This window comes from Achromobacter sp. (assembly GCF_050285585.1).
Lineage (GTDB): Bacteria > Pseudomonadota > Gammaproteobacteria > Burkholderiales > Burkholderiaceae_B > Achromobacter.
In genome coordinates this window covers 1-18,764 of the sequence record NZ_JBLZXF010000016.1, presented here as the reverse complement: position 1 = coordinate 18,764, position 18,764 = coordinate 1, and the positions used below count along the sequence as shown (strand labels likewise).

The 18,764-nt window shown below is 67.8% G+C and carries 14 protein-coding genes; 7 read left to right on the top strand and 7 right to left on the bottom strand.

The window, feature by feature from the left end; genetic code table 11:
- The 4 genes from ACN6PJ_RS19750 (at nucleotide 1) to ACN6PJ_RS19735 (ending at nucleotide 3,652) form a co-directional block, all read left to right on the top strand.
- Nucleotides 1-1,047 carry a branched-chain amino acid ABC transporter permease gene (locus ACN6PJ_RS19750; RefSeq protein ID WP_427997530.1) on the top strand — a complete coding sequence of 349 codons (1,047 nt, stop codon included), beginning with the start codon at nucleotides 1-3 and terminating at the stop codon, nucleotides 1,045-1,047.
- On the top strand, nucleotides 1,044-1,772 hold the full coding sequence (locus ACN6PJ_RS19745; RefSeq protein ID WP_125284627.1) for an ATP-binding cassette domain-containing protein: 729 nt from the start codon (nucleotides 1,044-1,046) through the stop codon (nucleotides 1,770-1,772). Before ACN6PJ_RS19750 ends, ACN6PJ_RS19745 begins: the two co-directional genes overlap by 4 nt.
- On the top strand, nucleotides 1,769-2,464 hold the full coding sequence (locus ACN6PJ_RS19740) for an ABC transporter ATP-binding protein (RefSeq protein WP_427997529.1): 696 nt from the start codon (nucleotides 1,769-1,771) through the stop codon (nucleotides 2,462-2,464). The genes ACN6PJ_RS19745 and ACN6PJ_RS19740 overlap by 4 nt, the downstream gene beginning before the upstream one ends.
- A gap of 87 nt (nucleotides 2,465-2,551) precedes the next feature.
- Nucleotides 2,552-3,652, top strand: a complete 1,101-nt coding sequence (locus ACN6PJ_RS19735; protein ID WP_427997528.1) for a hypothetical protein — start codon at nucleotides 2,552-2,554, stop codon at nucleotides 3,650-3,652.
- 28 nt (nucleotides 3,653-3,680) lie between these two features.
- Here the strand turns inward: ACN6PJ_RS19735 and ACN6PJ_RS19730 are convergent, their stop codons facing one another.
- The 3 genes from ACN6PJ_RS19730 to mdeB form a co-directional block, all read right to left on the bottom strand.
- Entirely contained in the window at nucleotides 3,681-4,133 is a 453-nt protein-coding gene (locus ACN6PJ_RS19730; RefSeq protein ID WP_088145782.1) for a DUF2214 family protein, read from the bottom strand.
- A 118-nt stretch (nucleotides 4,134-4,251) separates the two neighbouring features.
- A complete protein-coding gene (locus tag ACN6PJ_RS19725) occupies nucleotides 4,252-6,549 on the bottom strand; it encodes an NADP-dependent malic enzyme (RefSeq protein ID WP_427997527.1) in 2,298 nt (765 codons plus the stop codon).
- A gap of 167 nt (nucleotides 6,550-6,716) precedes the next feature.
- Nucleotides 6,717-9,404 carry an alpha-ketoglutarate dehydrogenase gene (gene mdeB / locus ACN6PJ_RS19720; RefSeq protein ID WP_088446008.1) on the bottom strand — a complete coding sequence of 896 codons (2,688 nt, stop codon included), beginning with the start codon at nucleotides 9,402-9,404 and terminating at the stop codon, nucleotides 6,717-6,719.
- A 211-nt stretch (nucleotides 9,405-9,615) separates the two neighbouring features.
- Here mdeB and ACN6PJ_RS19715 point away from each other — a divergent pair, with 211 nt between their 5' ends.
- Complete coding sequence (locus ACN6PJ_RS19715; protein ID WP_062684942.1) at nucleotides 9,616-11,664, top strand: OPT family oligopeptide transporter; 2,049 nt, start codon at nucleotides 9,616-9,618, stop codon at nucleotides 11,662-11,664.
- Nucleotides 11,665-11,694: 30 nt separating this feature from the next.
- Here the strand turns inward: ACN6PJ_RS19715 and ACN6PJ_RS19710 are convergent, their stop codons facing one another.
- The 4 genes from ACN6PJ_RS19710 to ACN6PJ_RS19695 form a co-directional block, all read right to left on the bottom strand.
- Nucleotides 11,695-12,936, bottom strand: a complete 1,242-nt coding sequence (locus ACN6PJ_RS19710) for a M20 family metallopeptidase (RefSeq protein WP_088446006.1) — start codon at nucleotides 12,934-12,936, stop codon at nucleotides 11,695-11,697.
- Nucleotides 12,933-14,708, bottom strand: coding sequence for a 2-oxo-4-hydroxy-4-carboxy-5-ureidoimidazoline decarboxylase (uraD, locus tag ACN6PJ_RS19705; protein ID WP_427997526.1), 1,776 nt, complete (start codon nucleotides 14,706-14,708; stop codon nucleotides 12,933-12,935). Before uraD ends, ACN6PJ_RS19710 begins: the two co-directional genes overlap by 4 nt.
- An 11-nt stretch (nucleotides 14,709-14,719) precedes the next feature.
- Complete coding sequence (gene puuE, locus ACN6PJ_RS19700; RefSeq protein ID WP_427997525.1) at nucleotides 14,720-15,664, bottom strand: allantoinase PuuE; 945 nt, start codon at nucleotides 15,662-15,664, stop codon at nucleotides 14,720-14,722.
- 353 nt (nucleotides 15,665-16,017) lie between these two features.
- A complete protein-coding gene (locus ACN6PJ_RS19695; protein WP_088145777.1) occupies nucleotides 16,018-17,034 on the bottom strand; it encodes a 1-aminocyclopropane-1-carboxylate deaminase in 1,017 nt (338 codons plus the stop codon).
- Between the two features lie 192 nt (nucleotides 17,035-17,226).
- Between ACN6PJ_RS19695 and ACN6PJ_RS19690 the strand changes: the two genes are divergently transcribed.
- On the top strand, nucleotides 17,227-17,697 hold the full coding sequence (locus tag ACN6PJ_RS19690; protein ID WP_062684947.1) for an Lrp/AsnC family transcriptional regulator: 471 nt from the start codon (nucleotides 17,227-17,229) through the stop codon (nucleotides 17,695-17,697).
- Nucleotides 17,698-18,024: 327 nt separating this feature from the next.
- Nucleotides 18,025-18,764, top strand: a 740-nt coding sequence (locus ACN6PJ_RS19685; RefSeq protein ID WP_427997524.1) for a 2-oxoglutarate dehydrogenase E1 subunit family protein, incomplete at its 3' end; no start/stop codon positions are given.

Below are 18,764 nucleotides of genomic sequence, written 5' to 3'. Positions count from 1 at the left end.
ATGAGCAGCCATACGTTTTCCATGAGTTTCGACGCGCATGCCGGACGCCGGCCCCGATGGCCCTGGTGGGCATCGGTGGGCGTTTGCGTAGCGCTGATGCTGGCCGTGCCCCGGTACGCCGACACGGCGCTCCAGCTGGACCTGTCGCTGGTGATGATCCTGTCGCTGCTGGCGCTGAGCATGGGATTGCTGTGGGGCTACGTCGGGATCCTGAGCTTCGGCCAGACGATTTTCTTTGGCCTGGGCGGCTATGCCTATGCCCTGTTCAGCCTGAATACCGATCTGCCCGTGGCGGCACTGGCATTGGCGGCCGTCGTGCCCATGCTGTTCGCGGTACTGCTGGGCTATTTCATGATGTACGGCCGGATCAGCGATATCTACCTGAGCGTCATCACGCTGGTCGTCACGCTGATCTTCGAGAAGGGCGTGCGCGCCACCTCGGGGCCCGAATACGTCATCGGCACCGTGCGGCTCAACGGACAGAACGGCATACCCGGCGTGCCGGGGCTGCCGCTGCGGATCGGGCCGCTCGACCTGCAATCCATCGAAGGCATTTTCTACCTGGCCTTGTTCTTCCTGGCCCTGGCGTACGTGGGCATCCGCCTGTTCCTCGCCAGCCCGACGGGACGCGTGCTGGTGGGGCTGCGGGAAAACGACAAGCGCATGGAATTGCTGGGCTACGACAGCCGGCTGTACAAGCTGATGGCCTTCGTCATCGCCGGCGGGCTGGCCGGCCTGGCCGGAGGCCTGTACGCGCTGTGGGGGAACTTCGTCGGTCCGGAGATGTTCAGCCTCAACCAGGCCGCGATGGTGGTCATCTGGGTCATCGTCGGCGGACGTTCCATCCTGGCGGGGCCGATCATCGGCACGCTGCTCATCCAGTACCTCACCACCTGGCTGGGCACGGTGGGCGTCGGCCAGGTCACGCTGGCGCTGGGATTCATATTGATCGTCTGCGTGCTGTTGTTTCCGCAGGGATTGGCGCCGGCGTGCCAAGGCCTGATCGCCCGTCTAGCGCCGCGGCGGCGCGCGGGAGGCGAGCGATGACGGACCGCGACATCATCCTGGAGGCTCGGGGCGTGGGCAAGCGCTTCGGCGGCGTCAAGGCGCTGGGCAATATCGATTTCGTCTTGCGCCGAGGCGAGCTGAGGTGCCTGATCGGGCCCAACGGCGCCGGCAAGAGCACGTTCTTCAAGTTGCTCAGCGGCCAACTCGCGCCCTCGGAAGGAGACATTCTGTTCGACGGACGCAGCATCCGGCATGCGCAGCAGCACGCCATCGCCAAGCGGGGCATGGGTATCAAGAACCAGGTGCCGACCGTGCTGGACGGGCTGACGGTGGACGAGAACCTGTGGCTGGCCGCCTGGAGCGCCTGCAGCTCCGGGAAGGCGCTCGACCGGGCCGAGCAGATCAAGGCCCGCCTGGGGCTGGAGGGCGTTTCCCGAAAGCTGGTGGGCGAGCTGGCCCACGGCCAGCGGCAGTGGGTGGAAATCGGCATGGTCGTGGCGCGAGATCCGAAGGTGATCCTGCTAGACGAACCCGCGGCCGGAATGAGCGACGAGGAAACCCAGCGCATGGCGGACCTGATACACGAGCTGAATTCGCGGGCGGCCGTGGTGGTGGTCGAGCACGACATGGCCTTCATCGGCAAGATCGCGCGCACGGTCACCGTGTTTCATCAGGGCAGCATCCTGACGGAAGGCTCGTTTGAGCAGATCATCGCGGATCCGCAGGTGCGCGATGTCTATTTGGGAAGGGGGCGCGGCGCATGAACTTGCTGACGGTCAACAATCTGGCTTCCGGCTACGGCCGCATTCCCGTTCTGGAGGGCGTGCAATTCCACGTCGCCGAGGCGGAATTCCTGGGCGTGCTCGGCCACAACGGCATGGGCAAGTCCACGCTGCTGAAGACGCTGATGGGCGTGCTGCCGGCGACGGCGGGCGCCGTGCGCTTGCAGGACGCGGACATCACGCGCTTGCCTTCCCACTGGCGCGCCCGGATGGGCATGGGTTACGTGCCGCAGGGGCGGGGCATTTTTCCGGGCCTGTCGGTGCTGGACAACCTCAGGTTTTCAGCCAAGGCGAACCCCGGGCGTAGCATGGACGTGCAAGAAATCCTGGATGAGTACCCGCGCCTGAAACCGTTGGCGGGGCGCCCCGGCGGCGCGCTCAGCGGCGGAGAGCAGCAACTGTTGGCGCTGGCGCGGGCCCTGGTCGCGCGGCCGAGGCTGCTGCTGCTCGACGAACCCACCGAAGGCATCCAGCCTTCCATCATCGATGAAATCGTGGACAAGCTGAAGGACATCCGCGAGCGCCTGGGGCTGGCGATCGTGCTGGTGGAGCAGAACATCGATTTCATTCGCCAGCTGTCGGACCGCGTGCTGCTGATCCACAAAGGCACCATCACGCGGGCCTTGCAGCCGGACGAATTGACGGACGAATCCGTCCTGGATCATTTCACCTGAGGCGTGGGACAGGGGGCTGTCGGCGTCCGGACCGGCGCGGGGGCGCGGCATCCCGACCGAGGCGGCGGTTCGCGTATCATCGCCGCCATGATCCCGATTTCGCTGCCGTCGACGGAATTCTTCGTCTTCCTTTTCGTTTCCCAGCTCGCGGGCCTGGCATTGCTGGGATGGTTGGCGGTGCTGGCTGCCAGCCGCCGCGCAAGGCAGCGGTTCGGGCGCCGCCCCTGGCTGCACGGCGGCGCGCTGCTGGCGCTGGCCGCCTTGTCCGCCTTCTATGTCTTCATCCGGTACGTGTCCTGGACCGTGGACCGCGAACATGACCGCCTGGAGGCGGCGCGGCGCGTGACGCTGGCGCAGCCGCAGACGCTGGGCGGCGTGGCCATGCCCGCGGGCGCGCGCCTCGTGCTGGCGAGGGAAGGCCAGCCCGAACGCTACACCGAGGCGACGTTCGAGGCGCCGGTTCCGGCATTCGGCATGCAGGCCACGCGTATCGTGCGTTACCTGCGCACCGAGTACGACCGGGAAACCTACGAGGAACTCGGCGCGCATCCGCACACGCTGTACCTCTGGGGCGCGGGCGTGCAGGATGTGGCGGGCTGGCGCTGCGACACCACGGAAAAGGTCGAATTCAGCGTCGAGAAAAAAGACGCCCGTCCCGAGTTCGAATCCTGCACGCTGGGCGCGGGCAATCGCGCGGGAGGGATCGCGTTGCCGGCCGGCGCCGAGGTCCGGGCGAGAAAGGGCGAGACCTACACGAACGGGCACGTGGAGCCGCTGAACTGGTACGTGAGCGTCGATTCGCCCGAGCCCCTGGCGGTGTCCGGGATGTTGCTCGGGCGTCCCGGGCTGCGCCTGGACGACACGCATCGTTTGCTGGGCGTGGCGAGCGCGGCGCTGGCCTGCCCGCTGCGGCTGGGGCCCTATCGCTATCCCGCGGGCACGCGGGTCCAGTCCACCGCCTATCCGCTGAACCGGCGCCTGCCGGACGCCTGGGTGCTCACCCCGGACCATGGCATGACGGTGCTGCGCGACGACGGCGAGGCGCTGTCCGAGGGCATGTCGGTGGTGCAGCGGGGGGACGGCGAGGTGCTGGCCACGCTGCCGAACGCCGAGGCGGGCGTGATGCTGTTCGCCACCATCGAGGTGGAAGGGGCGCCGCCGCAGGCGTCGGTGCGCTGCCCCTCCTGAACGCGCCGGCCCGGAGCGGGGCCGGGCGCTACATGCCGATGCCGCGCGCCATCAGCACCGCGAACAGCGGCAGGAAGATGAACAGATGGGATTCGATCATCACCCAGCGGCGCGCGCGGCGGATGTCGGCTTCCGGCGGCACGAAGCCGGGCTGCGTGGCGGCCTGCTTGCGCCAGCGGATGAAGGCGAGGGTGGGCGGGATCGAACAGAGCGCGATCACGACGAAGAGCGCGATCTTGGCGTGGAACCAGGGATTGGCCATGTAGAACGCCGCGCCCTTGGCGCCGAGCATGAGGCGCAGCACGCCGGTGACCAGCACGGTCACCGCCGACACGCCGAAGAAGCGATCGTACAAGGCCAGGCGGCGAACCGTGTCGGGCGCCAGGCCGGGGCGCAGCAGGACGGCTTCGGCCGTCATGATGACTACGAGCACGAAAATGGCCAGGTAGTGAAACCAGGCGAGCAGGGCGTCTTGCAGCATGTCGGCTCCAGAAAGGCGGGACAAGCATGGTTGTACCATCCCCCGCCGAACCGCCAAGAAAAAAGCGCCCCGAGGGGCGCTTTGCATGCCGGGCGCCGCGGGCGCCCGAACAGGTCGATCAACGGCGTTTCTTGGCGGCCTCGGCGGCTTCCTGCTGCGCGTCCACCACGGCCAGCGCCGTCATGTTGACGATGCGGCGCACGGTGGCGCTGGTGGTCAGGATGTGCACGGGACGCGCCGCGCCCAGCAGGATCGGGCCCATCGCGATGCCATTGCTGCCGGTCATCTTCAGCATGTTGTACGTGATGTTGCCGGTGTCCAGGTTCGGCATGACCAGCAGGTTGGCGCGACCCTTCAGCGTGCTGTCCGGATAGGCCAGCATGCGGATCTTCTCCGACAGGGCGGCGTCGGCGTGCATTTCGCCGTCGACTTCCAGGTCGGGGGCGCGATCGCGCACCAGCTTGTTGGCGCTGGCCATCTTGCGCGAGGATTCCGTCGTGCGGCTGCCGAAGTTGGAGTGCGACAGCAGCGCGATCTTCGGCACCACGCCGAAGCGCAGCATCTCGTCGGCGGCCTGGATCGTGATGTTGGCCACTTCCTCGGCCGTCGGGTTCTCGTTGACGTGCGTGTCGGTGACGAACAGCGTCTGGTCGGGCAGCATCAGCACGTTCAGGGCGGCGTAGGTCTGGCCTTCCTTCTTGCCGATGATTTCGTCGATGTACTTGAGCTGGTTGTCGTACTTGCTGGCCACGCCGCACAGCAGTGCGTCGGCATCGCCACGGCGCAGCAGCATCGCGCCGATCAGCGTGTTGTGCTTGCGGATCATCGCCTTGGCGATGGCCGGCGTCACGCCTTCGCGGCCCTTGAGCTGGTAGTACGCATTCCAGGTTTCGTTGAAGCGGCTGTCGTCCTCGGGATCCACGATCTCGAAGTCCTTGCCGGCCGCCAGGCGCAGGCCGAACTTCTTGATGCGCATTTCGATGACGGACGGACGGCCGATCAGGATCGGGAACGCCAGCTTTTCATCGGCCACGGTCTGCACCGCGCGCAGGACGCGCTCGTCTTCGCCGTCGGCGTAGATGACGCGCTTGGGCGCCTTCTTGGCCTGGGCGAACAGCGGGCGCATCAGCTGGCCGGAGTGGTACACGAAGCCCATCAGCTTCTGGCGGTAGGCTTCGATGTCCTCGATGGGACGCGCGGCGACGCCGGAGTCGGCGGCGGCCTGGGCCACGGCCGGGGCGATCTGGACGATCAGGCGCGGGTCGAAGGGCTTGGGAATGATGTAGTCGGGACCGAAGGACAGTTCCTGGCCGGCGTAGGCGCGAGCCACTTCATCGTTCTGCTCGGCTTGCGCCAGTTCGGCGATGGCCTTCACGCAGGCGAGCTTCATCTCTTCCGTGATGCGCGAGGCGCCGGCGTCCATGGCGCCGCGGAAGATGAACGGGAAGCACAGCACGTTGTTGACCTGGTTCGGATAGTCCGAACGGCCGGTGGCGATGATGCAGTCGGGACGCGCCGCCTTGGCGACTTCCGGACGGATTTCGGGTTCCGGGTTGGCCAGCGCCAGGATCAGCGGGCTGGCGGCCATGGTCTTGACCATGTCGGCGGTCAGCACGCCGGCGGTGGAGCAGCCCAGGAACACGTCGGCGCCGTTGACCACGTCGGCCAGCGTGCGCGCGTCGGTCTTCTGCGCGTAGCGCTTCTTGTTGACCTCCATGTTCTCGTCACGGCCATCCCAGATCACGCCGCGGGAGTCGACCACGTAGATGTTCTCGCGCTTGACGCCCAGGTGGACCAGCAGGTCCAGGCAGGCGATGGCGGCGGCGCCGGCGCCCGAGCAGGCCAGCTTGACCGAGCCGATGTCCTTGTTCACGACCTTCAGGCCGTTCAGGATGGCGGCCGACGAGATGATGGCGGTGCCGTGCTGGTCGTCGTGGAAGACGGGGATCTTCATGCGCTCGCGCAGCTTCTTCTCGATGTAGAAGCACTCGGGCGCCTTGATGTCTTCAAGGTTGACGCCGCCCAGCGTGGGTTCCAGCGCGGCGATGATGTCGACCAGCTTGTCCGGGTCGTTTTCGGCGAGTTCGATGTCGAACACGTCGATGCCGGCGAATTTCTTGAACAGGCAGCCCTTGCCTTCCATGACCGGCTTGGCGGCCAGCGGACCGATGTTGCCCAGGCCCAGCACGGCGGTGCCGTTGGTGATCACGCCCACCAGGTTGCCGCGCGAGGTGTACTTCGAGGCGGCGTCGTCGCCCTGGTCGAAGATGGCCATGCAGGCGGCCGCCACGCCGGGGGAGTAGGCCAGGGACAGGTCGTCCTGGTTGGCCAGGGTCTTGGTCGGGGTGACCGAGATCTTGCCGGGAGTCGGATAGGCGTGGTAGTCCAACGCCAGTTTGGTGAGAGTTTCGTCCATGGGATACAGGCCTTCTGGGGCGTAAAACAGAAAAAGAAAACGGACTGCAAAAGGCGGGCTCGCGGCCCGCCGTTTTCATCTGGCAATGCTTGGGAACACCCGTATTTCAACAGAAAGCGCGCAGCCTTGGTTGTTGCAGTGCAGCGAAGGCCCGCGCGCCCTCCATCCTAGAGTTCCCAGGGAGGGGTTTGGCGGGTGCCGGCGTTCAGCCGCGCGCGCAATGCCCGGGCGTCGTCCTGCCGGCCCAGGCTGTCCAGCGCGTAGAGCGCGATCCAGTCGGCGCTGACCTCGAAGAAGTCGCGCAGCCGGGCGCGGGTGTCGCTGCGGCCGAAGCCGTCGGTGCCCAGCGTGCGGTACGGCGCCGGCACCCAGGCGCGGATCTGGTCCGGGACGGCGCGCACGTAGTCGGTGGCGGCGATCACCGGCGCGTCGCTGCCGCCCAGGCAGGCGCGCACCCAGTCCGTGGCGGCGTCGGCTTCCAGCCCCAGCACGCGGGCGCGCTCGGCTTCGCGGCCGTCGCGGGCCAGCTCCGAGAAGCTGGTCACGCTCCAGACCTCGGCCTCCACGCCGTAGTCCGCCCGCAGGCGCTCGGCCGCCATCTCGGCCTCGCGCAGCATCGGGCCGGCGCCCAGCAGGCGCACCTGGGCCTCTCCATGGGCGGGCCGCAGGCGGTACATGCCGCGCAGGATGCCCTCGCGCGTGCCCTCGTCCGCGGGCATGTCGGGTTGCGCCAGGTTCTCGTTGGTGACGGTCAGGTAGAAGAATTCGTCGCGTTGTTCGTCCAGCATGCGGCGCATGCCGTATTCGACGATGACCGCGACCTCGTAGGCATAGGCCGGGTCGTAGGCGCGGCAGTTGGGGACGGCGGCGGCCATGATGTGGCTGGAGCCGTCCTGGTGCTGGAGGCCTTCGCCGCCGAGCGTGGTCCGGCCGGACGTGGCGCCGACCAGGAAGCCGCGCGTGCGCTGGTCGGCGGCCGCCCAGATCAGGTCGCCGATGCGCTGGAAGCCGAACATCGAGTAATAGATATAGAACGGCAGCATCGGCAGGCCGTTGACCGAGTAGCTGGTGCCGGCGGCCGTCCAGGACGAGATCGCGCCGGCCTCGGTGATGCCTTCTTCCAGGATCTGGCCGTCGCGGGCCTCGCGGTAGTACAGCACCGAGCCGATGTCCTCGGGTTCGTAGAGCTGGCCCTGGGCGGAATAGATGCCGATCTGGCGGAACAGGTTGGCCATGCCGAAGGTGCGGGCCTCGTCGGCCACGATGGGCACGATGCGCGGACCCACCGCGGGGTCCTTGAGCAGCGCGGTCAGCATGCGCACGATGGCCATGGTGGACGACATTTCCTTGCCGTCCGCGGCCAGCGCGAAGCGCGCCCACTGTTCGGCGTCCGGCGGCGCCAGGCGGGGCGCCTCGGTGGCGCGGCGGGGAATGTGGCCGCCCAGCGCGGCGCGGCGCGCCTGCAGGTGGCGCAGTTCGGCGCTGTCTTCGGCGGGGCGGTAGAACTTCAGGGCCAGGCAGTCGGCGTCCGAGATCGGCAGCGCGAAGCGGTCGCGGAAGGCCAGCAGGGCCTCGTCGTCCAGCTTCTTCTGCTGGTGGGTGGTCATCTTGCCCTGGCCGGCCGCGCCCATGCCGAAGCCCTTCTTGGTCTGGGCCAGGATGACGGTGGGCTGGCCGCGATGGCGCGCGGCGCGGTGATAGGCCGCATGGATCTTCACCATGTCGTGGCCGCCGCGGTGCAGCCGGTCGATGGCTTCGTCGGTCCAGTCGGCCACCAGGGCGGCGAGTTCGGGATTCTGGTTGAAGAAGTGGGCGCGGTTGAAGGCGCCGTCGTTGGCGGCGAAGGTCTGGAACTGGCCGTCCACGGTATTGGCGAACGCCCGGGCCAGCGCGCCGCCCGTGTCGCGCCGCAGGAGCGCGTCCCAGTCGCTGCCCCAGACCAGCTTGATGACGTTCCAGCCCGCGCCGGCGTACAGGGTTTCGAGTTCGTCGATGATGCGGCCGTTGCCGCGCACCGGGCCGTCCAGGCGCTGCAGGTTGCAGTTGACCACGAACACCAGGTTGTCGAGCTTTTCGCGCGCGGCCAGCGTCAGCGCCGCGATGGACTCGGGCTCGTCCATTTCGCCGTCGCCGAAGATGCCCCAGACCTTGCGGTCGCCGCCCGGCACCAGCGAGCGGTGTTCGAGGTAGCGCATGAAGCGCGCCTGGTAGATGGCGTTGATCGGGCCGATGCCCATCGAGCCCGTGGGGAATTGCCAGAAGTCCGGCATCAGCCACGGGTGCGGATACGAAGACAGCCCGCGCAGGCCGCGCGCGGTGGCGGTGATTTCCTGGCGGAAATGCGCCAGGTCGTCTTCGCCGAGGAAGCCCTCCAGGTAGGCGCGGGCGTACACGCCCGGCGCCGAGTGCGGCTGCATGTAGACCAGGTCGCCGGGGCCGTCGGCGGTGCTCGCCCGGAAGAAATGGTTGAAGCCCACCTCGAACAGGTCGGCGGCCGAGGCATAGCTGGCGATGTGCCCGCCCAGTTCGCCGTGCGCCTGGTTGGCGCGCACCACCATGGCCAGCGCGTTCCAGCGGTTGATGCGCGCGATGCGCTCTTCGACGGCCAGGTTGCCGGGAAACGGCGGCTCCTGGTCGGCGGGGATGGTGTTCAGGTAGGCGGTGCGCGTCTGCGCCCGGGCGCGCAGGCCCAGCGAGGCGGCATGGCCCAGGAGATTGTCCAGTACGTAGCCCGCCCGTCCGGCGCCTTCGGCCTGGACCAGCGATTGCAGGGCGTCGCGCCATTCGGCGGTTTCGGCGGGGTCGAGGTCGGGTTCCGTGCCCTGCCCGGGGCGGAGGGTGCTGGCGTCGCGCATAGTGGTGTTGTCTCCTGGTTTAGCACCCATGCTAGACCCTTGCCCCTGGCATGGGTGATCGAAATCTTGGCGGAATCGCGCCGCTTTCAGCATAATCTTTTGCAGGACGGATTGCCGGCGGCAGCTTATGCCGCCGAATCGGCCGATGGCCGCCTCCCGGGCCGCAACCGGGGGGCGCTAGAATTCGCGCCTTGCAGACAGGGAGATTTCCATGACCGAACCCATCCGCGTCCCCGCAGAGGTCACGCTGCCGGAACTGACGTTCCGCGGCGTCCTGCTGGGCGCCCTGATCACCGTCATTTTCACGGCCTCCAACGTCTTCCTGGGGTTGAAGGTGGGCCTGACGTTCTCGTCCGCCATCCCGGCCGCGGTGATCTCGATGTCCGTCCTGCGCCTGTTCAAGGACGCGAACATCCTCGAAAACAATATGGTGCAGACCCAGGCCTCGGCGGCCGGCACGCTGTCCTCCATCATCTTCATCCTGCCGGCCCTGGTCATGATGGGGCACTGGCAGGGCTTTCCGTTCTGGCAGACGCTGGGCATCTGCGCGGCCGGCGGGATGCTGGGCGTGATGTTCACCATTCCGCTGCGCCACGTGATGGTGGTGCAGAGCGACCTGCCGTATCCGGAAGGAGTGGCGGCCGCCGAGATCCTGCGCGTGGGCAGCGCCGAGCGCGCTCCGGACGCCGCCGAGGACGCAGGGCGGCCGCCGGCCAGGACGGCCACGGGCATGGGCGACATCGTCGCCGGCGGCCTGGCCTCGGCCGTGGTCAGCTTCGCCGCCAGCGGCCTGCGGGTGCTGGGCGACAGCGTCAGCGGCTGGTTCCCGCTGGGCGGGGCGGTGTTCCGCCTGCCCATGGGATTCTCGCTGGCGCTGCTGGGCGCCGGCTACCTCATCGGCATCGTCGCGGGCCTGGCCATGCTGACCGGCCTGGTCATTTCCTGGGGGATCGCCGTGCCGATCCTGACCGCCCTGGGCGACATGCCCGCCGGCATGTCGCCGGAGAAGTACGCGACCGGGCTGTGGTCGTCGCAGGTGCGCTTCATCGGCGCGGGCGTGATCGGCGTGGGAGCCATCTGGACGCTGGCGACTCTGTTCATGCCCATGGTGCGCGGCCTGAAGGCGTCGTTCGCCGCGCTGGGCAAGTCGGACGCGGCCCAGGCCGGGCGCATCCCGCGCACCGAGCGCGACCTGTCGGCCGGCTGGATCTCGGCGGTGACGCTGGTGCTGGTGGCGGTGCTGGTCGTGACGTTCCAGGTGTTCCTGTCGGGCGCGCCGCTGTCGGCCGGCGCCATCTGGAAACTGGTGGCCTACGCCGTGCTGTTCGCCTTCGTGTTCGGCTTCCTGGTGGCGGCGGCCTGCGGCTACATGGCCGGGCTGGTCGGTTCGTCGACGAGCCCGATCTCGGGAGTGGGCATCGTGGCCATCGTGCTGGTGTCGCTGCTGATGCTGGCGCTGGGCGGCGAGTTGCTGGGCGCCGAGAATGGCGTGCAGATGGCCATCGCGCTGTCCATCTTCAGCACCTCCGCGGTGGTGGCCGTGGCCTCGATTTCCAACGACAACCTGCAGGACCTGAAGACCGGCTGGCTGGTGGGCGCGACGCCGTGGCGCCAGCAGGTGGCGCTGCTGATCGGCTGCGTGGCGGGCGCGGCGGTGATTTCGCCGGTGCTGGAGCTGCTGTACAACGCCTACGGTTTCGCCGACGCGATGCCGCGCGCCGACATGGATCCGGCGCAGGCCCTGTCGGCGCCGCAGGCGACCCTGATGCTGGCGATCGCGCGCGGCATTTTCACGCACCAGCTCAACTGGACGATGATCCTGATCGGCATGGCGGTCGGCGTGGGCCTGATCCTGGTGGACCAGGTCCTGATGCGCACCTGCCGCGTGGCCCGGATCCCGGTGCTGGCGGTCGGCATCGGCATCTACCTGCCGCCCACCGTGGCGGCGCCCATCGTGGCCGGCGCGGTCCTCGCCTGGCTGCTCGAACGCGTTCTGCGCCGCCGCGCCGCAGAAGCCGGCAAGCCGTACGAGCAGTTCGCCGACGCGGCCAACCGCCGCGGCGTGCTGATCGCCTCCGGCCTGATCGTCGGCGAAAGCCTGGTCGGGGTGCTGATGGCGGGTATCATCGGCGCCGCCGGCACCGATGCCCCGCTGGCCATCGCCGGGGAGGATTTCGCGAAACCGGCCTCCTACCTGGGGCTGGCCGTCTTCGTGCTGGTGGCGGTGCTGTTCTGGCGGCGCGTGCTGCGGCTGGCGTAGCGCATCCGCCCCGGCCCGGCCGCGGGACCGTCAGGCCGGCCCGAGCAGGTCGGACAGCGTGCGGGCGATGACCTTGGTGGCGCGGCGCAGGTCTTCCAGCACCACGCGCTCGTCGTTGCGCTTGGCGTGGGATTCCAGCACGCTGCGCGGCCCGGCGCCATAGATCACGCCGGGGATGCCGGCTTCGGCGTACAGGCGCACGTCGGTATAGAGCGGCGTGCCCATGGCGGGTATCGGCTCGCCGAACAGTTCTTCTCCATGCTTCTGGATGGCCTGCACCAGCGGCTGGCTGCCGGGCAGCGGCCGCATGGCGTTCGCCAGCAGCAGGCGCTTGATGTCCACCGTGATGCCGGGCAGGGCGGCGGCGGTCTCGGCGATGATGCGGCGGATGTCCGCTTCGACGTCGGCGGCGTTCTCTTCGGGGATCATGCGCCGGTCCAGCTTGAACACCACCTTGCCCGGCACCACGTTGGTGTTGGTGCCGCCCTCGATGCGGCCGATGTTCAGATAGGGGTGGCTGATGCCCGGCACCTGCGAGCGGATCTCCCGGTAGCGCGCGTTCTGCCCGTACAGCGCGTCGAGGATCTTGACGGCGGCCTGCAGCGCGTCGACGCCGGTGGCCGGGATGGCGGCATGCGCCATCTTGCCGTGGACGGTCACTTCCATTTGCAGGCAGCCGTTGTGCGCGGTGACGACTTCGTAGCTGAAGCCCGCCGCGATCAGCAGGTCGGGCCGGGTCAGCCCCTGCGAGAGCAGCCAGCCCGGGCCCAGCAGGCCGCCGAATTCCTCGTCGTAGGTGAAGTGCAGCTCGATCGCGCCGCGGGTGGGGCGGGCGACGGCTTCGAGCGCGCGCAGCGCGAAGGTATAGCTGGCGAAGTCGCTCTTGCTGACGGCGGCGGCGCGGCCGTAAAGGCTGCCGTTGTCGATTTCGCCGCCGTACGGATCGTGCTGCCAGCCGTCGCCGGGCGGGACCACGTCGCCGTGGGCGTTGAGCGCAATGCGCGGGCCGTCCGCGCCGTACTCGCGCCGCACGATGAGGTTGGTGATGGATTGCAGCCCGTAGTCGCGGACCGCGTCGGCGGGCACGGGGTGGGACTCGGCCGAAAGGCCGTAGCCTTGCAGCAGTTCCGCGGTGCGTTCGGCGTGGGGGGCGTTGTTGCCGGGCGGCGTGTCGGTGGGCACGCGGACCAGTTCCTGCAGGAAGCGGACTTCCTCGTCGAAGTGGGCGTCGATCCAGGCGTCGAGCCGGGCGTAATCGGTCGGAGTCGTCATGTCGTTTCCTTGGCGAGCGCGTCCAGCAGCTGCAGCATCGCGAGCGCGGCGAGCTGGATGTCGTCGCTGGTGGTGGATTCGCGGGGGTTGTGGCTGATGCCGGCGTTCTGGCCGCGCACGAACAGCATGGCCTGCGGCATGACTTCATGCAGCTTCATGGCGTCGTGGCCCGCGCCGCTGGGCATGCGGTGGACCGGCAGCCCCAGCGCGTCGACGGCCTGTTCCCAGCGCCGCTGCCAGGCGGGATCGCTGGGCGCCGCGGCGGCGCGCATGGTTTCTTCCAGGGCGTAGCGCAGGCCCCGGCGCTGGCAGACGGCTTCGAGCTCGGCCAGCACGTCCCGGGCGAGCGCGTCGCGCCGTTCGTCGCTGGGGGCGCGCAGGTCCAGGCTGAAGCGGCACTCGCCGGGCACCACGTTGATCGAGCCGCTGGGCACTTCCAGCATGCCGACGGTGCCTACCGAATCGCCATCGCGGGCGGCGCGCCGCTCGACGTACAGGACCATCTCGGCCGCCGCGGCGGCGGCGTCGCGGCGCCGGTCCATCGGGGTGGTGCCGGCATGGCAGGCCATGCCGAAAACCTGGACCTGGTAGCGCAGGCAGCCGTTGATGGAGGTGACGACGGCCAGCGGCAAGCCCATTTCGTAGAGCACCGGCCCTTGCTCGATGTGGACTTCGACGAAGCCCAGGTAGCGGGCCGGATCCCGGCGCAGCGCGGGGATGTCCTCGGCGCGCAGGCCGGCGCGCGCCATCGCGTCGCGCATGCTGATGCCGTCCGCGTCGCGTTGGTCCAGCCATTCGGGGCGGAAGTCGCCAATGAGGGCGCCCGAGCCGAGGAAGGTGGCGCGGTAGCGCTGGCCTTCCTCTTCGGCGAAACCGATCACCTCCAGGTGATAGGGCAGGCGGCGGCCGCGCCGGTGCAGTTCGCGCACGCAGGCCATGGGCACGAAGATGCCCAGCCGCCCGTCGTGCTTGCCGGCATTGCGCACCGTGTCGTAGTGGCTGCCGGTCAGGAGCGTCAGGGCCTCGGGGCGGTCGGCGAGGTATCGGCCCACCACGTTGCCCACGGCATCGATCCCGACCTCGTCGAAACCGCAGTCGCGCATCCATTGCGACAGCTGCGCGGCGCAGGCGCGGTGCGCGTCGGTCAGGTAGGTGACCGTCAACTGGCCTTTTTCGGCGTAGCCCGGGTCGCTGTGGGCGGCGAGGGCTTCGCCCCAGTCCCAGATGTCGTCGCCCATGGCGGGGGTGTCGCCGAACCGTTCCCGCAGGCGGATCTCGGCGATGCGGTGCAGGTGCTGCAGCGCTTCCTGGAGTTCGACGTCGGCCGGGTTGTCCAGGCGGCGGGCGAATTCGTCGAGGATCTGCCGGCGCGCGAGGCCGGTTCCGCGCGGGCCGCGCACGGCCAGCACGAAGGGGAAGCCGAACTTGGCGGCGTAGGCGGCATTCAGTTCGCGCAGTCGGTCGAGCTCGTCGGCCGAGCCTTGCCCGATGCCGGCCAGCGTCTGTTCGCGCGTCGATTCCGCGCTGAGCGCCGGGCCTTGCGGCGTCGGGACGGCCAGTTCGGGATGGGCGCGCACGAGCGCCAGGCGAGCGTCGGGGTCGGCATCGGCGACGGCCCGGCGCAGGCATTGCCGCAGTTCGGCCAGGGAACGGAACGGGCGCGCCTGCGCCGCGCGTTCGGCGATCCAGGGCGCGTGTTCGTACAGGCCATCGAGCATCGCGGCGGCGTCGGCCGGCGGGGCCGAGTTGAGTCGGGCTAGGGTGTCGTCCATGAGCGTCCTGTTCAGGCGTTGGAAGTGTAGGGATGCGCCGCTTTCCAGTGGCGCGCGATGTCGATGCGGCGGCAGACCCAGACGCGGTCGTGGCGCGCGATGTGGTCCAGGAAACGCTGCAGCGCGGCGATGCGGCCGGGCCGCCCCAGCAGGCGGCAATGCATGCCGATGCTCATCATCTTGGGCGCCTCGTCGCCTTCGGCGTACAGCGCGTCGAAGCTGTCCTTCAGGTACTGGAAGAACGGATCGGCGTGCGAATAACCCTGCGGCAGCGCGAAGCGCATGTCGTTGCAGTCCAGCGTGTAGGGCACGATCAGCTGCGGGACGGTGCTGCCGTCGGTTTTCCGCACTTCCATCCAGAAGGGCAGGTCGTCGCCGTAATAGTCGCTGTCGTACTCGAAGCCGCCGTAGTCGGCGACGAGCCGGCGGGTGCGCGGGCTGTCGCGGCCGGTGTACCAGCCCAGCGGGCGGCTGCCGGTCAGGCGGGTAATGGCGTCCATGCCCAGGCGCATGTGCTCGCGCTCCGTGGCTTCGTCGACGTGCTGGTAGTGGATCCAGCGCCAGCCGTGGCAGGCGATCTCGTGGCCCAGTTCGACGAAGGCCGAGGCCACCTCGGAGTGCCGCTCCAGGGCCATGCCGACGCCGAACACGGTCAAGGGCAGCCCGCGCTTTTCGAATTCCCGCAGGATGCGCCACACCCCCGCCCGGGAGCCGTACTCGTAGATGCTCTCCATGCTGAGGTGGCGCTCGGGATAGCTGGCGGGATTGAACATCTCGGACAGGAATTGTTCGGATCCCGCATCGCCATGCAGCACGCTGTTCTCACCGCCTTCCTCGTAGTTCAGCACGAACTGCACGGCGATGCGGGCCTGTCCGGGCCAGCGGGCGGGCGGCGGGTTGCGGCCGTAGCCGACCAGGTCGCGCGGATAAGGGCGGGTGGAATCGTAGTGGCTCATGGACGGTCGGGCAGTGGGTCCCGGCGCTCGGCGGCGGGAGCGGGGTTGGCGGACGATCTCGCGATGAGCTGCACCATAGCCGGAAACCGCAGTTTTGTATACAACTTATGTACATAATTGTACGGGATCCGGGGCCAGCGCCTGGGTGGCCGCGGCCCGGACGCGCTGCGCCCCGCCGGGGAATTCCGGGCGGGGCGGGGGGGCGCCGCGCCGCGCCGTTCGCGGAGTCCGGGTACTACCTTGCTTGCATCATGGGCGCGGACCGGCCGCGGTGGCAAGCCCCGGGGGCTTCCCGCGGGCGCCGCCTTCAGCGCAGGTCGCCGCTGGGCCAGCCCAGGGGGCCGTAGGCGCCCTTATCCGTTGCGGTACAGAAAGCTGTAGGCGTTGATCGCCGGCACCCCTCCCAGGTGCGCATACAGGACGCGGGAGCCGGCGGGGATCTCGCCGCGGCGCACGATATCCATCATCCCCTGCATGGATTTGCCCTCGTAGACCGGGTCGGTCATCATCCCTTCCAGGCGCGCGCAGAGGCGGATCGCCTCGTTGGTCTCGGCCGAGGGCAGGCCGTAGGCCGGATAGGCATAACGGGTGTCCAGCACCACGTCGCCGTCCTCGATCGGCTTGTCCAGCCCCACCAGGTCGGCGGTGCGCCGCGCGATGCGCAGGATCTGCTCGCGGGTCTGGTCCGGCGTGGCGGAGGCATCGATGCCGATGACGCGGTTCGCGCGCCCGTCGGCGGCAAAGCCCACCACCATGCCCGCCTGCGTGCTGCCAGTGACGGCGCACACCACGATGTAGTCGAAGCGGAAACCCAGCTCGGCCTCCTGACGCCGCACTTCCTCGGCGAAGCCCACGTAGCCCAGGCCGCCCAGTTCGTGGTCGGACGCGCCGGCCGGAATGGCATAGGGCTTGCCGCCGCGCCGTTTCACTTCTTCCAGCGCGTCTTCCCAGCTGCGCCGGAACCCGATGTCGAACCCCTGGTCGACCAGCCGCACGTCGGCGCCCATCAACCGGCTCATCATGATGTTGCCGACTCGGTCGTACACCGCATCGGAATAGTCCACCCAGTTTTCCTGCACCAGCACGCAGGCCAGGCCCAGCTTGGCGGCCACCGCCGCCACCATGCGCGTGTGGTTGGACTGGATGCCGCCTATCGTGACCAGCGTGTCGCAACCCTGTTCCAGGGCCTGCGGAATCAGGTATTCCAGCTTGCGCAGCTTGTTGCCGCCGAACGCCAGGCCGCTGTTGCAGTCTTCGCGCTTTGCGTAGATCTCGACCTTGCCGCCCAGGTGCGCGGAGAGGCGGTCGAGCTTTTCGATGGGGGTATCGCCGAAGGTCAGGCGGTAGCGGGGAAATCGTTGCAGATCCATGCTGGCTCCTGTTGGTGTAGCCGTGCCGGCCGGAATGGCGCGCACGGAAAAATCATAGGAATCGCGGGGATGCGAGGTCAATTGCGTATTTTTTCAAATAAGCAGGGTTATTTTTTTATGAATCAGGATTTATGGATTTAATATTCATCGATAAAAACAACAAACGAAATTTAATTTTCAGGGACATATCAAATGGCAGCCATTTCCGAGCTGGACCGCATCGACCGGCAGATCCTGCGCGAGCTGCAGCAGGATGCCCAGATCACCAACCTGGAGCTGAGCGCGCGCGTCCACCTGAGCCCAGCCGCCTGCCTGCGCCGGGTGGAAAAACTCAAGGGCGAGGGCATCATCCGCAAGACCGTCGCGTTGCTGGAGCCGGCGGAGGTGGACATGGCCACGCTGGTGATCGTGGGCGTGGTGCTGGACCGCTCCACGCCCGAGTCCTTCACCGACTTCGAGGAGGCCGCGCGCGGCATCAGCGGCTGCCTGGAATGCCATCTGGTGGCGGGTGAATTCGATTACTTCCTGATGCTGCGCATACGCGACCTGGAACGCTTCAACAAGCTGCACGCGGGCGAGATCATCAAGCTTCCCGGCGTACGCCAGATACGCACCTTTTTCGTCCTGAAAGAGATCCTGTCGACCACGGCCTTGCCGGTCTGACGAGGCGAATGTGCAACACACATTGCGCGTCAATTAAAAAATGACGCGCCGCCGCATTTTGGATTAACGGAATTTGATGGCGAGTAGACGGCGCAATGGAAGGCGTTCGCAGGACATTCCAACGCCGCATGAAGGCATTCCCAATGCGCTTTTGCGTCACGCAAACGCAAGAAGACGCCCATAAACTCAAAGGGTTATACTCTCGTCCATACGGCTTTCAAGGCTTGTACGCGCCTTCTGCCCCTGCTATCCGCTAACCGGGAAGCCCGTGTCGCGGAAGGTTTTCCTGCATCGTGTCGAGTGAAGCACTCGTAAAGGTGAAGCGATATGTCTTCGGAATTGGAATCTCTATCCACGTCTTATTTATTCGGGGGTAATGCCCCCTATGTCGAGGAGCTTTACGAAGCCTACCTCGATAACCCCGGTTCGGTACCTGACAACTGGCGCGAATATTTCGACCAATTGCAGCACGCTCCCGCAACCGACGGCCAGGAATCCACTCGCGACCAGGCCCACGCTCCCATCGTCGAATCGTTCGCCCAGCGCGCCAAGGCCAATGCCTTCGTGCAACGCGCCGCCGAACCCGACCTGAGCGTCGCCTCCAAGCAAGTCTCGGTGCAATCGCTGATCGCCGCCTACCGCTCGCTCGGCTCGCGCTGGGCCGACCTCGATCCGCTCAAGCGCCAGGAACGTCCGCCGATCCCCGAACTCGATCCGGCCTTCTACGGCCTGACCGAAGCCGACCTGGACCAGACCTACTCGGCCACCAACACCTACTTCACGACCGCCAGCACCATGACGCTGCGCGACATCCTGAAGGCGCTGCGCGACACCTACTGCCGCAGCATCGGTGCCGAATTCACGCACATCTCCGATCCCGCCGCCAAGCGCTGGATCCAGGAACGCCTGGAAACCACGCTGGGCGCGCCCGTCTATTCGGTCGAAGAAAAGCGCCACATCCTGCAGCAGCTGACCGAGTCCGAAGGCCTCGAACGCTTCCTGCACACCAAGTACGTCGGCCAGAAGCGCTTCTCGCTGGAAGGCGGCGAAAGCTTCATCGCCTCGAT